The sequence below is a fragment of the Polymorphospora sp. A560 genome (genome assembly GCF_045781765.1).
In the GTDB taxonomy this organism is placed as follows: Bacteria; Actinomycetota; Actinomycetes; order Mycobacteriales; family Micromonosporaceae; genus Polymorphospora; species Polymorphospora lycopeni.
In genome coordinates this window covers 5,700,134-5,713,073 of the sequence record NZ_CP122282.1, presented here as the reverse complement: position 1 = coordinate 5,713,073, position 12,940 = coordinate 5,700,134, and the positions used below count along the sequence as shown (strand labels likewise).

14 protein-coding genes are annotated in these 12,940 nt (G+C 73.9%); 7 read left to right on the top strand and 7 right to left on the bottom strand.

The window, feature by feature from the left end; all coding sequences use genetic code 11:
* Positions 1-73 precede the first annotated feature (73 nt).
* Positions 74-442, bottom strand: a complete 369-nt coding sequence (locus tag QCD66_RS25505) for an FKBP-type peptidyl-prolyl cis-trans isomerase (protein WP_364214071.1) — start codon at positions 440-442, stop codon at positions 74-76.
* A 154-nt stretch (positions 443-596) separates the two neighbouring features.
* Here QCD66_RS25505 and QCD66_RS25500 point away from each other — a divergent pair, with 154 nt between their 5' ends.
* From QCD66_RS25500 to QCD66_RS25480, 5 genes are all read left to right on the top strand, one after another.
* A complete protein-coding gene (locus QCD66_RS25500) occupies positions 597-1,154 on the top strand; it encodes a GNAT family N-acetyltransferase (protein WP_375736807.1) in 558 nt (185 codons plus the stop codon).
* Positions 1,155-1,195: 41 nt separating this feature from the next.
* The gene (locus QCD66_RS25495) at positions 1,196-1,870 is read left to right on the top strand and encodes a phosphatase PAP2 family protein (RefSeq protein WP_407566808.1); all 675 of its coding nucleotides are present in this window, start codon (positions 1,196-1,198) and stop codon (positions 1,868-1,870) included.
* Between the two features lie 112 nt (positions 1,871-1,982).
* Positions 1,983-2,687, top strand: coding sequence for an SDR family NAD(P)-dependent oxidoreductase (locus tag QCD66_RS25490; RefSeq protein ID WP_375737094.1), 705 nt, complete (start codon positions 1,983-1,985; stop codon positions 2,685-2,687).
* Positions 2,688-2,789: 102 nt separating this feature from the next.
* Positions 2,790-4,004 carry a PP2C family protein-serine/threonine phosphatase gene (locus QCD66_RS25485; protein ID WP_364214083.1) on the top strand — a complete coding sequence of 405 codons (1,215 nt, stop codon included), beginning with the start codon at positions 2,790-2,792 and terminating at the stop codon, positions 4,002-4,004.
* A 22-nt stretch (positions 4,005-4,026) separates the two neighbouring features.
* Positions 4,027-4,497: a MarR family transcriptional regulator gene (locus QCD66_RS25480; protein ID WP_364214086.1), complete on the top strand. Its 471-nt coding sequence runs from the start codon at positions 4,027-4,029 to the stop codon at positions 4,495-4,497.
* An 8-nt stretch (positions 4,498-4,505) separates the two neighbouring features.
* On the opposite strand, the gene QCD66_RS25475 is transcribed toward QCD66_RS25480, so the two are convergent.
* Both QCD66_RS25475 and QCD66_RS25470 read right to left on the bottom strand, forming a co-directional pair.
* Positions 4,506-4,919 carry a hypothetical protein gene (locus tag QCD66_RS25475; protein ID WP_407566807.1) on the bottom strand — a complete coding sequence of 138 codons (414 nt, stop codon included), beginning with the start codon at positions 4,917-4,919 and terminating at the stop codon, positions 4,506-4,508.
* A gap of 15 nt (positions 4,920-4,934) precedes the next feature.
* On the bottom strand, positions 4,935-5,783 hold the full coding sequence (locus tag QCD66_RS25470; RefSeq protein WP_364214091.1) for an aldo/keto reductase: 849 nt from the start codon (positions 5,781-5,783) through the stop codon (positions 4,935-4,937).
* Between the two features lie 166 nt (positions 5,784-5,949).
* Between QCD66_RS25470 and QCD66_RS25465 the strand changes: the two genes are divergently transcribed.
* A complete protein-coding gene (locus tag QCD66_RS25465; RefSeq protein WP_364214094.1) occupies positions 5,950-6,339 on the top strand; it encodes a DUF2267 domain-containing protein in 390 nt (129 codons plus the stop codon).
* A 151-nt stretch (positions 6,340-6,490) separates the two neighbouring features.
* Here the strand turns inward: QCD66_RS25465 and QCD66_RS25460 are convergent, their stop codons facing one another.
* Together QCD66_RS25460 and QCD66_RS25455 are read right to left on the bottom strand one after the other, a co-directional pair.
* Complete coding sequence (locus QCD66_RS25460) at positions 6,491-7,207, bottom strand: methyltransferase domain-containing protein (protein ID WP_375737092.1); 717 nt, start codon at positions 7,205-7,207, stop codon at positions 6,491-6,493.
* A 9-nt stretch (positions 7,208-7,216) separates the two neighbouring features.
* Positions 7,217-7,393, bottom strand: coding sequence for a hypothetical protein (locus QCD66_RS25455; protein ID WP_357538001.1), 177 nt, complete (start codon positions 7,391-7,393; stop codon positions 7,217-7,219).
* A 137-nt stretch (positions 7,394-7,530) separates the two neighbouring features.
* Here QCD66_RS25455 and QCD66_RS25450 point away from each other — a divergent pair, with 137 nt between their 5' ends.
* Positions 7,531-8,835 carry an NAD(P)/FAD-dependent oxidoreductase gene (locus QCD66_RS25450; protein WP_364214098.1) on the top strand — a complete coding sequence of 435 codons (1,305 nt, stop codon included), beginning with the start codon at positions 7,531-7,533 and terminating at the stop codon, positions 8,833-8,835.
* 166 nt (positions 8,836-9,001) lie between these two features.
* On the opposite strand, the gene QCD66_RS25445 is transcribed toward QCD66_RS25450, so the two are convergent.
* Both QCD66_RS25445 and QCD66_RS25440 read right to left on the bottom strand, forming a co-directional pair.
* Positions 9,002-11,449, bottom strand: a complete 2,448-nt coding sequence (locus QCD66_RS25445) for a Tex family protein (RefSeq protein WP_364214101.1) — start codon at positions 11,447-11,449, stop codon at positions 9,002-9,004.
* Positions 11,450-11,778: 329 nt separating this feature from the next.
* Complete coding sequence (locus tag QCD66_RS25440) at positions 11,779-12,804, bottom strand: ROK family protein (RefSeq protein WP_375735226.1); 1,026 nt, start codon at positions 12,802-12,804, stop codon at positions 11,779-11,781.
* Positions 12,805-12,940: the final 136 nt, after the last annotated feature.

Below are 12,940 nucleotides of genomic sequence, written 5' to 3'. Positions count from 1 at the left end.
CGCCGCTCCCAGGTCGGGTTCGCGGCGCTTACCCCGTCCGGTGCCGAGTAGACACCGGACGGGGAGCCGGCGCTCAGTTCACGTCGAGCAGGTCCACGACGAAGATGAGCGTCTCACCCGGGCGGATGGCGCCGCCGGCGCCGCGGTCGCCGTAGCCCAGGTGCGGCGGGATGACCAGCCGGCGGCGGCCACCGACCCGCATCCCGACGACGCCCCGGTCCCAGCCGGCGATGACCCGGCCACCGCCGAGCGGGAACGTGAACGGCGCGCCCCGGTTCCACGAGGCGTCGAACTCCTGGCCGGTCGAGTGGGCCACCCCGACGTAGTGGACCGTCGCCGACTGGCCGGCCTTGGCCTCTTCGCCCTCGCCGACCGAGATGTCCTCGATCACGAGGTCCGCGGGCGGCTGGCCCTGGATCGGGTCGACCTGTGGCTTGCTCATCGTGTCGCTCTCCTGAACGGTCGGTGGCATGAACCGTCCGAGCCTAGCCGCCGGGCCGGGCGCCGGCGCGGCATCCGGCCACGACCGGGCGAACCACCCCGCCACGGTCGGAAAACGCGTGGGCGGGGCGGCGCCCGTCCGGCATGATCACCCCATGACGACGGCCGACCACGGCACCCTGCGGATTCCGCCCCACCCGCAGATCATCGGCGACGGGCTGCACCTGCGCGAGTGGACCGACGACGACCTGCCGGCGTTGTCCGAACTCTTCGACGAACCGCAGGTCGACCGGTGGACCCCGCTCCGCTCGCCGTTCGACCTGACGGCCGCGCGGAAATACCTGGACAAGGCGTTCCGGGCCCGCGCCGAGGACCGGGGGCTGCATCTCGCGATCACCACCGACGGCCGTACCCCGCTGGGAGAGGTCCTGCTCTTCCAGACCGGCGGCGGGCCCGACGAGGCCGAGGTCGGCTACGCGGTCGGCGCCGCCCACCGGCGCCGGGGCCTGGCCCGCCGGGCGGTCACCCTGCTGACCGGGTACGCCCACCGGTCGCTCGGGATGCGCCGGGTCGTGCTGCGCATCGACCCGGCCAACGTGGCCAGCGTGGCGGTGGCCCACTCGGCCGGCTTCGCACCGACCGACGAGCCGCCGGTGACCCGCGAGGCCGAGGGCCGTACGGTCAGCCTGCGCACCTGGTGCCACCCGGGGTAGCCGGGCGTCACGGTGGCCCGCGCCGGTCGTTGCGGTCAGTGATGACAGGGGACCGGTGGTACGGCCGTCCGGCGGCGTCCCGCACGACGCCGGCCGGTCCGATGCTCGGCGCGGCGGCGGTCGCCGGCGCCGGGCTCGCCGCGCTGGCCGTGGCCGTCGCGACCCGCCGGCCGGCACTGGTCACCGCCGACACCGCACTGGCCCGCCGGGCACACCGGTTCGCCGTCCGCCACCCCGGCGTCGCGACCACCGCCGGCCGGCTGACCCACCTCGGTGACGGGCGGGTCGTCGTCGGCGTGCTCACCGCGACCGCCGCCGTCGTCGCCCGGCGCCGCCGGTGGCGGGCGCTCGCCTTCGTGGCCGCCGCGCCGGCCGCCGGAACCCTGCTGTGCCGGCTGGTCCGGGCCCGGGTGGCCCGGACCCGGCCGGACCGGGCACTGCGGATCGCCGACGGATACGCCTTCCCGTCCAACCACGCCACGAACGCCACCCTCGCCGCGGCGGTGGTGGCCGGGGTCGCCTGGTCCGAGGTGCCGGCGCCGGGCCGTCCCGGGGTGCTGGCCGGCGCGGTCGCCGCCCCGGCGGTGGTGGGCGCGACCCGGGTGCTGCTCGGTGTCCACTGGCCCAGTGACGTGCTCGCCGGCTGGCTGGTCGCGCTGACCGCCGTACCGGCCGTCGCCGCGCTGGCCCGCGCCCGCCGTACGGGACGGGCCTGACCCGTCCGCCGTGGACCGACCCGGGGCGCCGGGTGGTTCCGCGTCGGTAGCATCGGCGGCCCGCCACCGGCGGGGTTCCACGGCACACGCACCACGAGGGACGGCACAACAGATGACGCGGACCAGGGGACACGCCCTGCTGGTGGGCAACAGCGACGGGATCGGCCTGGTGCTGACCCGGCGGCTGCTGGAATCGGGGTGGACGGTGACCGGGGTCTCCCGGCGCGACAGCCCGGTCACCCACGACGGCTACCGCCACGTCGTCGCCGACGTCACCGCCCCCGACTACCCGGCGCTGCTGGCCGCGGCGGTCGAGCCGGTCGACCGGATCGACGCCTGTGTCTACGCCGCCGGGATCGGCGAGCCGCTCGACCTCGCCGACCTGGCCACCCAGACCCGGGCGTTCGAGGTCAACCTGCTCGGTGCCGCCCGCACCGTGGAGGTGGTGGTGCCCAGGATGGTCGCCGCCGGGCGGGGCCACTTCGTCGGGCTGTCCAGCCTGGCCGACGTGCTGGTCTCCGGGGACGCGCCGGCCTATCCGGCGTCGAAGGCGGGGCTGACGGCGTACCTGAAGGGTCTGGCGCTGGCGCTGCGGCCCAGAGGGGTGCGGGTGTCGGTGGTTCGGTTCGGGTTCGTCGACACCAAGATGGGCAAGGCGCCGAACCGGCCGCTGCTGATGTCCGCGGCGGAGGCCGCCGAGGTGGTGCTGCGGACGCTGGACCGGGGCCGGGTCACGGTGTCCCGGCCGCGCCGGATGGCGGCCGTCGTCGGTGGACTACGCGCCGTCACCGCCGCCCGGATCCGCGCGCTGCGGTGAGCCCGGGCCGCCGGTCCCGGGTGGACGGCCGGGCGACACCCCACATCTCTCTGCGCATATGATGCTTGCCCTGTGGCAAACATTGATCGGGAGAGCCATTAAATGCCGGAATCACGCGGATCCGTGGCGGCCCTTCTCCGGGCCGCCGCGCCGGATGAACTGGTCGAGGTGGCCGACGGATTCATCCGGACCCGGTTGGGTGGAGCCCGGACCGACGTGCTGGTCGCCGACTACCGCATCTCCGGGCTCTGGCCGGTGCTGGGCGAGTCGCACCCCGCCCACGGCCCGCTGGCCGAGACCAGCGCGGCCGTACGCTGCTTCGGCAGCCAGCGGTCCGTCGTGGAGCAACTGGCCGCCGGCGGCGTACGGCTCCACCTTCCGGTCACCGCCTGGGGCGAGCGGATCGGGGTGCTGGTCACCGACTTCGCCGCCACCCCCGACGGCGAACTCGTCGACGAGGTCGGCCTGGTCGCCGACGAACTCGCCGTCGCGCTGCGGGCCGCCGACCGCGACACCGACCGCTACCGCCGGGCCCGCCGCCGGGAACGGCTCACCATGGCCGCCGAGATGCAGTGGGACCTGCTGCCCGGCCGCGGCCAGACACATCCGGCCTACCGGCTGGCGGGCCAGCTCGAACCCGCGTACACCGTCGGCGGCGACCACTTCGACTGGGCGCTGACCGACGACCGGCTCACCGTCACCGTCCTCAACGGATACGGCGCCGGCCTGGCCGCGTCGCTGCTGACCGCGGTGACCGTCAACGCCATGCGCAACGCCCGGCGGTCCGGCGGCAGCCTGGTCGAGCAGGCCGAACTCGCCTCCGACACCGTCTTCGCCGAACACCGCGGGACCCGGCACGTCGCCACCCTGCTCGTCGAGGTCGACCTGCCGACCGGCCGGGTCCGGGTCGTCGACGCCGGCTCGCCCCGCGCCCTGCTGATGCGCGGCCAGCAGGTCGAACTGCTCCGGCTCGACCAGCAGCTCCCGCTGGGGATGTTCGCCGACACCCGCTACGAGGCGCAGGAGTTCAAGCTCGAACCGGACGACCGGCTGGTGGTCGTCAGCGACGGCGTCTACACCGCCGCTCCCGGCGGCCGGGCCCCGTACGGCGAGAGTGCCCTTGCCAGAGCCATCCGTCGAACTCGGCTGCAGCCGGCGACCGAAGCGGTTGGTACGGTGATGCGCGAGTTGCGCGCCTACCACGAACATGCTGATCTCGAAGACGACGCCGTCATCGTCTGTCTGGATTGGGATGGTATGAAACTCGATACCGCGGGTAGCGGCGTACGCAGGATCGAACCGGATCGGACGGGCTAGACCAAGGCAAGAGGACAACGGCATGGAGCGATCTGCGAATCTCGCCGCCGCGGTCGAGGCGGCCGCAGAGTCGCTGATCGCTGTGCTCGACGCCGCACGGTCCAGCCACGACTCGACGGTGTCGCCGACCCAGCTCCGCGTGCTGTCCATCATCAGCAGTCGGCCCGGCACCAACGTCAACCGGCTCGCCGAACTGCTCGACGTCGTGCCGTCGTCGGCGAGCCGGCTCTGCGACCGGCTGGAGGCGACCGGCATGCTGCGCCGCGCCCCCGACCCCCGGGACCGCCGCGAGGTCCAGCTCTCGGTGACCGCGTCCGCCCGGGTGCTGCTCCAGGAACTGAAGGAACGCCGCTACCAGGCGGTCCAGGCGGTGCTGGACCGGATGCCCAGCCGGGCCCAGCGCGAACTGCTGCTCTCCCTGGTGGCCTTCAGCAGCGCGGCCGGGACGGTGCACGGCGCGGTGGACACCCCGACCGAGGTGAAGAGCGCCTGACCCGTCGGTCAGCCGTCGGCGTCCAGCCGGCGGTGCAGCAGCACCTCCAGCGGGATCGACTCGCCGTCCCGGCCACCCTCGCCGATCACCAGCCGTGGTGGGTACGGCGGTAGCGCCGTACCCACCAACCGGGCCCGCAGGCTGGCCGGGACGGTCAGCAGGTAGAGGTTGCCGTCCTCGCCGACCGCCAGGTCGGCCCGCAGGTACCAGCCCCGCAGCCCGGTCCGGTAGCGGCCGCGACCGCCGTACGAGCGGGCGGTCAGCGCGACCGTGGCCAGGCCACGGTCACGTGCCCGGGCGACGAACCCGGCGATCAGGGCCGCCGCCCGCTCCTCCTCGGCCGCCCGGGCCCGGGCCAGCGCCGCCCCGTGCGCCTCGACGGCGAGCCTGCGCCGCTCCTGCCACCCGCGTTCGTCGTCCATCCGACGACCGTACGCTCACAGCATCTCCAGCGTGGTCTGGCCGTTCGGCGGCGGGAACGCCCGGTCCAGGATCGTCAGGTCGTCGCCGGTGAGCCGCAGGTCGAACGCCCCCCACAGGTCACGGATGTGGCCCGGCGTGCTCGCCTTCGGGATCGCACACACCCCTTCCTGGCGCAGCGTCCAGGCCAGCGCCACCTGCGCCGGCTTCGCGTCGTGCCGGATCGCCACCTCGCGCAGGGCCGGGTCGCCCAGCACCCGGCCGCGTCCCAGCGGCGAGTACGCCATCACCGGCAGCCCCGCCTCCCGGCACCTGGGCAGCAGTTCCCACTCGATGCCCCGGTTGCCGAGGTTGTAGAGCACCTGGTTCGCCTCCACCGCCGTGCCGCCGGGCAGGCTGGTCAGCTCCACCAGGTCGGGCAGGTCGAAGTTGCTGACCCCCCAGTGCCGGATCCGGCCCTCGGTGACCAGCGTGGTCATCGCGGTGATCGTCTCCTCCAGCGGTACCGTGCCCCGCCAGTGCAGCAGGAACAGGTCGATCCGGTCGGTACCCAGCCGGCGCAGGCTGCGCTCGCAGGCGTTGACCGCGCCGGTGGCGCTCGCGTTCGTCGGCGACACCTTGTCGACGATGAAGACCTCGTCCCGCCGACCCCTGATGACCTCGCCGACCAGCTGTTCGGCGGCGCCGTCGGCGTAGAGTTCGGCGGTGTCGATCATGTGCATGCCCAGGTCCAGCCCGAGCCGCAGGGCGGCGACCTCCTCGTCGCGGCGGCGTACGTCCTCCGCCATTCCCCACGTGCCGAGGCCGAGAACGGGAACGGCGTCACCCGAGGGCAGATTGATCGCGCGCTGTGCGGTCTGAGTCATGGCTGCTCCTCCACGATTGCCGGACGCGGCGAGTTCCCGGGCCGCCGTACGGGCAAACCGGAATCGTCGCCGCCGCGCCGGGTATCCGTGGGGCTCGACGGGCCGGCCACCCGTTCGGCCCGACGGGCCGGGCAGTCCGGCGCGAACGCGGACCGGGAGGTACGCAATGCGGTACGACAAGTTTCTGGCCGACGTCCGGGAACGCGGCGAGTACGTCGACCGGGACGAGGCCGAACGGATCACCACCACGGTGCTCGGGGTGCTGGCGCAGCGGCTCTCGCCGGGCGAGGCCCACGACCTCGGGGCCCAGTTGCCCGGGGCGGCGGCGACACCGTTCGAGGCCCGGTCCGGTGCCGCCGAGCAGTTCAGCGTCCGGGAGTTCCTGGAGCGGGTCGCGGAGGAGACCGGCGCGACCGACATGACCGCCGAGTGGGACGCGAGCGCGGTGCTGTCGACCGTCGCCGACTCGGTCACCGGCGGCGAACTCAACGACGTGCTCGGCCAGCTCCCGTCCGGTTACGCGGTCCTGTTCGGCCGCCCCGGCCTGAGCGGCTGACCCGCCCTAGATCCGCGTGATCAGGGAGTACGTCGGGCGTGTCGTCGGCGTGCCGCCGTCACCAGCCCCTGATCACCGGGATCATGACGGGCCGCCGGCGGGCCGGCACGGCCGAGGCCGCCGCGGCCGAGGGCCGGCCGGTCGGGCGGGCTCAGTCGAAGAAGCGGGCGAGGAACGCCGGGCCGGGTGTGTCGTCGCCGGGCCGGGCCGGCGACAGGTCGGCGAAGACCGTGGCGCCGTCGCACGCCGCGTGCAGCGGCCGCCACGGGTACGCCGCGTCCCGCCGCTCGCAGATGCTCTTGATCGTCTGCGGGTCGAAGTACCGTACGTGGGTCGGGTCCGCCACCGCGTTGACATGCCGCCACCAGGGCGCGAGCACGTGCAGCACGCCGTCCGGCCGCAGCACCCGGTGGCACTCGTCGAGCAGCGGCAGGTAGTCGGTCAGGTGCTCCAGGACGTGCACGGTGAAGATCCGGTCGACCGAGTTGGTGCGTACCGGGATCCCGGCCGCCAGGTCCGCGACCACCGCGACCCCACGCCCCGGCCGCCAGTCGATGCCGAGGCTGCCCGGCTGTTGCAGGGTGTCCCCACACCCCAGGTCGAGGACCACCGGCTCGCGCCCGGCGACCGCGACCCGGTCCCAGACGGCGTACACGCCCTCGAACCGGCCGAGCAGGTCACGCAGGATCGCGAGATGGGCACGGCTGTCCGCCGCGCCCGTCACGTGCGCCACCCCCCGGTCGAACGTCACGTTGACCCGCAGGTCACGCAGCCGGGGGTCGTTGGTCAGCAGATCGTCGGCGAAATGGTCCAGGCACCGGTCACGCAACCGCAGCCGGCTCTGCGCCGGCGCCTCGACAACCGTCACCGCGGCCGGTCAGCGGGCCGCGCCGGTACTCGGCGTCCCGGTCCGGTCGTGCGGTGCCCGCGCCCTCGGGTCGTCCGCCGTCCGGGCCTCGGCCGCCTCGTCGGCCCAGTCCGGGGACAGTTGCCGCTCGTCGCGCTCACCGGCCGGTTCCCGGTCGTCCGTCCGCTTCTTCTTGCCCTCGCCCATGTCACGCCCTCCGCTGTCGGATCGTCCGTCCGGACGGCGCGGTATACCCGCGGCACGCGCGGTAAACCGGGCGGCCGGGTTTGTCCGCCGACGGGCGGGGAATCCGGCGGCACCGACGACCGATCGGAGACCCAGGCATGAGCCGACCACGAATCGTGATCATCGGAGCCGGGTTCGCCGGCTACCACGCCGCCCGCCGGCTGTCCCGCCTGGCCCGGGGTGCCGCCGAGATCGTGCTGGTCAACCCGCACGACTACTTCCTCTACCTCCCACTGCTGCCGGAGGTCGCCGCCGGGGTGCTCGAGCCGCGCCGGGTCACCGTGTCGCTGGTGGACACCCTGCCCGGCGTACGCCTGATCCTCGGCGAGGCCGAGCGGATCGACCTCGGCCGGCGGTGCGTCACGTACGGGGGACCGGGCGGCGGGCCCCGCGAGCTGACGTACGACCGGCTGGTGCTGGCCGCCGGCAGCGTCAACAAGCTGCTGCCGATCCCCGGCCTGACCGAGCACGCGCACGGCTTCCGGGGCATCCCCGAGGCGCTCTTCCTGCGCGACCACCTGACCCGGCAGGTCGAACTCGCGGCCGAGACGTCCGACGCGGCCGAACGCGACGCCCGCCGCACCTTCGTCGTCGTCGGCGCCGGCTACACCGGCACCGAGGTCGCCGGCAACGGCATCCTCTACACCGACGCGCTCGCCCGCCGGCTGCCCGGCCTGGCCGGCAACCCGCCGCGCTGGCTGCTGCTCGACGTCGCCGGGCGGGTCCTGCCCGAACTCGACGAGCGGATGTCCCGCACCGCCGACCGGGTGCTGCGGCGCCGCGGCGTCGACGTCCGCATGGGTACGTCGGTCGCCGAGGCCACCCACGACGGCGTACGCCTCACCGACGGCGGATTCGTCGCGACCCGCTCGCTGATCTGGTGCGTCGGCGTACGCCCCGACCCGCTGGTCGCCGACCTCGGCGTGCCGACCGCCAAGGGCCGGCTCGTCGTCGACGAGTACCTCAACGTCCCCGGCCACCCCGAGGTGTACGCCTGCGGCGACGCGGCCGCCGTACCGGACCTGACCCGGCCGGGCGAGATCACCACGATGACCGCCCAGCACGCCGTACGGCAGGGCCGGCTGGCCGCCGACAACATCGCCGCCTCGTACGGGCGGGGGGCGCGGCGCCCGTACAAGCACCACGACCTCGGCTTCGTGGTCGACCTCGGCGGTACGCAGGCGGCCGGCAACCCGCTCGGGGTGCCGCTGTCCGGGCCGGTCGCCAAGGTGGTGACCCGGGGCTACCACCTGGTGTCGATGCCGGGGAACCGGATCAGGGTCCTCGCCGACTGGCTGGTCGGCTCGGTCCTGCCCCGGCAGGGCGTGCAACTCGGCCTGGTACCGCCCCAGGCGGTCCCGCTGGACAGTTCCTCCCCGGAACTGATGCACGCCGCCCGCTGAGCCCGCGCGCCCGGCACGCGTCGGGCGCGCCGGGTCCGCGCGTTGATCAAGGAGAAGTCGAGCGACAAAGCCCCCCGGAACGGGCACGCTTTCTCCTTGATCAACGCGCGGTGGCACGCCAGCCCGCGGCGCGCGACGGCAAGCCGGCCCGCGCCGCGGGCGCTGATCAGCGCCCGGACCCGCCCAGGCCCTTGTCGAGGCCGGCGCGGCGCAGGGCGTCGGCGAGCGCACCGCCGCCGGTGAAGCCGCCCGACGTACCCCGGCCGCCGGAACCGCCGCGACCACCCTGCCGCCCGTCGCGCTGCCCGCCGCCGCGCTGGCCGTCCCCGCGCTGCCCGCCGCGCTGGCCGTCACCGCGCGGGCCGTCCCCGCGCTGGCCGCCCTCGCGACGGCCGCCGCCGGACCGCTGGTCGCCCCGGCCGGCGGTCACGTCGTCGTCGAGGCGCAGCGTCAGCCCGATCCGCTTGCGCGCGATGTCCACGTCGACGACCTTGACCCGTACGATGTCGCCGGGCTTGACCACGTCGCGCGGGTCCTTGACGAAGGTGTTCGACATCGCCGACACGTGCACCAGCCCGTCCTGGTGCACCCCGACGTCGACGAACGCGCCGAACGCCGCCACGTTCGTGACGACCCCCTCCAGCAGCATCCCCGGCGTCAGGTCGGAGATCTTCTCCACGCCGTCGGCGAACGTCGCCGTCTTGAACGCCGGACGCGGGTCACGGCCCGGCTTCTCCAGTTCCCGCAGGATGTCGGTGACGGTCGGCAGACCGAACGTGTCGTCGACGAACCCTTCCGGGCGCAGTCCGCGCAGCAGCGAGTTGTTACCGATCAGCGCGCCCAGGTCGGTGCCGGTGCTGGCCAGGATGCGCCGGACCACCGGGTAGGCCTCGGGGTGCACGCTGGAGGAGTCGAGCGGGTCGTCGCCGCCGGGGATGCGCAGGAAGCCGGCGCACTGCTCGAACGCCTTCGGCCCGAGCCGGGGTACGTCCCGCAGCGCCTTGCGGCTGCGGAACGGCCCGTTCGTGTCGCGGTGCATGACGATGTTCTCGGCCAGTCCGGGCGCGATCCCGGAGACCCGGCTCAGCAGCGGCGCGGACGCGGTGTTGACGTCGACGCCGACGCCGTTGACACAGTCTTCGACCACCGCGTCGAGCGACCGGGACAGCTTGGTCTCGGCCAGGTCGTGCTGGTACTGCCCGACCCCGATCGACTTCGGGTCGATCTTCACCAGTTCGGCGAGCGGGTCCTGCAGGCGCCGGGCGATCGACACCGCGCCGCGTAGCGACACGTCGAGGCCGGGCAGTTCCTGGGAGGCGTACGCCGACGCGGAGTAGACCGACGCGCCGGCCTCCGACACGACGACCTTGGTCAGCCGGAGCTGCGGATGCCGCTTGATCAGGTCACCGGCGAGCTTGTCGGTCTCCCGGGACGCGGTCCCGTTGCCGATCGCGACGAGTTCCACCTGGTGGGCGGCGGCCAGCTTGGCGAGCGTCTCGACCGACTGGTCCCACCGCCGCGCCGGCTCGTGCGGATAGATCGTGTCGGTCGCGACGACCTTGCCGGTGCCGTCGATCACCGCCACCTTCACCCCGGTACGGAATCCCGGGTCGAGCCCCATCGTCGGCCGGGTCCCGGCCGGCGCGGCGAGCAGCAGGTCGCGCAGATTGGCGGCGAAGACCCGGACCGCCTCGTCCTCGGCCGCCTGCCACAGCCGGGTCCGCAGGTCGACCCCGAGGTGTACGAGAATCCGGGTACGCCACGCCCAGCGGACCGTGTCGGCGAGCCACCGGTCGCCGGGACGGCCCTGGTCGGCGATGCCGAACCGGTGGGCGATCCGCCGCTCGTAGTCACTCGGCGTCACCGGGGCGGTCGGGTCGGCGGGCTGCTCGTCCGGCTCCAGCGACAGGTCGAGCACGCCCTCCTTCTCGCCCCGGAACAGGGCCAGGACCCGGTGCGACGGCAGCTTCGTGAACGGCTCGGCGAACTCGAAGTAGTCGGAGAACTTGGCGCCCTCGTCCTGCTTGCCGTCGCGTACGGCCGAGGTGACCCGGCCCCGCGACCACATCTGCTCGCGCAGCCCGCCGATCAGGTCGGCGTCCTCGGCGAAGCGCTCGACCAGGATCGCCCGGGCCCCGTCCAGCGCGGCGACGGCGTCGGCGACGCCCCGGTCGGCGTCGACGTACTTCTCGGCGGCGACCTTCGGGTCGACGGTGGGGTCGGCGAGCAGCCCGTCGGCCAGCGGCTCCAGCCCGGCCTCGCGGGCGATCTGCGCCTTCGTCCGCCGCTTCGGCTTGTACGGCAGGTAGATGTCCTCCAGCCGGGCCTTCGAGTCGGCGGCCATGATCGACGCTTCGAGGGCGTCGTCGAGCTTGCCCTGGGCGCGGATCGACTCGAGGATCGCGCTGCGACGCTCCTCCATCTCCCGCAGGTAGCGCAACCGCTCCTCGAGGGTCCGCAACTGGGCGTCGTCGAGCATCTCGGTCGCTTCCTTGCGGTAGCGGGCGATGAACGGCACCGTGGCGCCGCCGTCGAGCAGGTCGACCGCCGCCTGCACCTGCCGCTCGCGTACGCCGAGCTCCTGCGCGATCCGCTGGTAAACCGCCGTAGTCACGATCCTGATCCGTCCCTTTCCGGTGGACTTCGCCGCTGCATTCTGCCCGGGCCCGACCCCGCTTGTCGCGCGCCCACCCCGGCGCGTCGGCCCCCGTGGCCCACCCCACGCCGTGCGGCACCTCCCGCGCCTCCGCCGCCGGTGAGCGCCCGGTGAGCGCCCGGTGAGCGCCCGGTGAGCGCCGGGTGAGCGCCGATCAAGGGGAAGTTGTGGTGTTTCCCGCCCGCTTTGCGAAGAGGATCCCCTTGATCAGCGAGGGCGGGGCGGGCGAGGGCGGGCGAGGGCGGGGCGGGAGTGGGTGGGATGCGAGACGGGGCGGGTGGGGTGGGTCAGCGGGGGAGGACGTTCAGGGCGGCGATGGCCGAACCGCGGGCGCCGGCCATGTCGAGGTCGGGAACCAGGGCGAAGTGCGACGCCGCGGCCTGCTCGGTACGCAGCAGGGTGTGCTCCCGGATCCGGCCGAGGAACCATTCCCGGAACCCCGGATCCGTCTCGACCACACCGCCGCCGACGAAGAACACGCTCGGGTCGGTGAAGTTGGCCGCGATCGTGAACAGCCGTCCGAGCGCCATCGCCTGCTGGTCGAAGACCCGGCGGGCCAGTTCGTCGCCCTGTTCGCCGTACGTGCGGACGAGCTTGGCCGCGGCGCGCGGCGACTCGGCGGCGGCCAGCGGGTGGTCCGGGTAGCGACCCAACCAGTACGGCAGGAGGTTGCGCTCGATCGCGGTCAGCGAGGCGACGCTCTCCACGTCGCCGGCGAAGCCGCACCGGCAGGTCGGGATCGGCTGCCCCTCGGCGAGGAGCCCGTGCAGCGGGATGTGTACGTGCCCGAGTTCGCCGGCCATCCCGGCGGCGCCCCGGACCACCCGGCCGGACTCGACCACCCCGCCGCCCAGCCCGGTGCCGACGATGGCCGAGATCGACGAGTGCTGTCCGGCGCCGGCGCCGAAGTGCACGTGGTGGGCGTAGAGGGCGGCCGCGTTGCCGTCGTTGTTGTAGACCACCGGTAGGCCGAGCCGGTCGGCCAGCGCCGTACGGATGTCGTAACCCCGCCACGGTGGCTGCGAGAAGTTGGTGGAGCCCTTCGAGCTGATCACCCCGTCGGCGCTGGCCGGACCGGGGGTGTCGAGGCCCACCGCGAGGACCCGCTCCCGGGCGACCCCGGTCAGGGTGAGCGCGGCGTCCATCGCCGTCACCATCGCCTCGACCGCGGCGGCGGGCCCTTCCAGCACCCGGCTCGGTGTCTCGACCAGCCGGTCGACCAGGAACCGGCCCGACACGTCGAGGACGGTCGCGTTCGTGCTGTTGCCACCGTTGTCCAGTCCGACGACGACCGGTCGGTCGACGGTCCCCATAGAGTTGCCGCCCTTTCGCGTTGACTGGAAAGGAATCGTACTCAGGGGACGGGTGACCGGTCCGGCGTCGACCGCCGCGTTGATCGAGGACTCGTTGCTGCCCAAAGTGGACATAACCCCCACGATTCCTCCTTGA

Coding starts and splice junctions, on each gene's coding strand:
- QCD66_RS25480 (WP_364214086.1), top strand. CDS start 4,027: ATGGAGCGATCTGCGAATCTCGCCGCCGCGGTCGAGGCGGCCGCAGAG.
- QCD66_RS25450 (WP_364214098.1), top strand. CDS start 7,531: ATGAGCCGACCACGAATCGTGATCATCGGAGCCGGGTTCGCCGGCTAC.
- QCD66_RS25465 (WP_364214094.1), top strand. CDS start 5,950: ATGCGGTACGACAAGTTTCTGGCCGACGTCCGGGAACGCGGCGAGTAC.
- QCD66_RS25440 (WP_375735226.1), bottom strand. CDS start 12,804: ATGGGGACCGTCGACCGACCGGTCGTCGTCGGACTGGACAACGGTGGC.
- QCD66_RS25500 (WP_375736807.1), top strand. CDS start 597: ATGACGACGGCCGACCACGGCACCCTGCGGATTCCGCCCCACCCGCAG.
- QCD66_RS25475 (WP_407566807.1), bottom strand. CDS start 4,919: ATGGACGACGAACGCGGGTGGCAGGAGCGGCGCAGGCTCGCCGTCGAG.
- QCD66_RS25490 (WP_375737094.1), top strand. CDS start 1,983: ATGACGCGGACCAGGGGACACGCCCTGCTGGTGGGCAACAGCGACGGG.
- QCD66_RS25485 (WP_364214083.1), top strand. CDS start 2,790: ATGCCGGAATCACGCGGATCCGTGGCGGCCCTTCTCCGGGCCGCCGCG.
- QCD66_RS25455 (WP_357538001.1), bottom strand. CDS start 7,393: ATGGGCGAGGGCAAGAAGAAGCGGACGGACGACCGGGAACCGGCCGGT.
- QCD66_RS25495 (WP_407566808.1), top strand. CDS start 1,196: ATGACAGGGGACCGGTGGTACGGCCGTCCGGCGGCGTCCCGCACGACG.
- QCD66_RS25505 (WP_364214071.1), bottom strand. CDS start 442: ATGAGCAAGCCACAGGTCGACCCGATCCAGGGCCAGCCGCCCGCGGAC.
- QCD66_RS25470 (WP_364214091.1), bottom strand. CDS start 5,783: ATGACTCAGACCGCACAGCGCGCGATCAATCTGCCCTCGGGTGACGCC.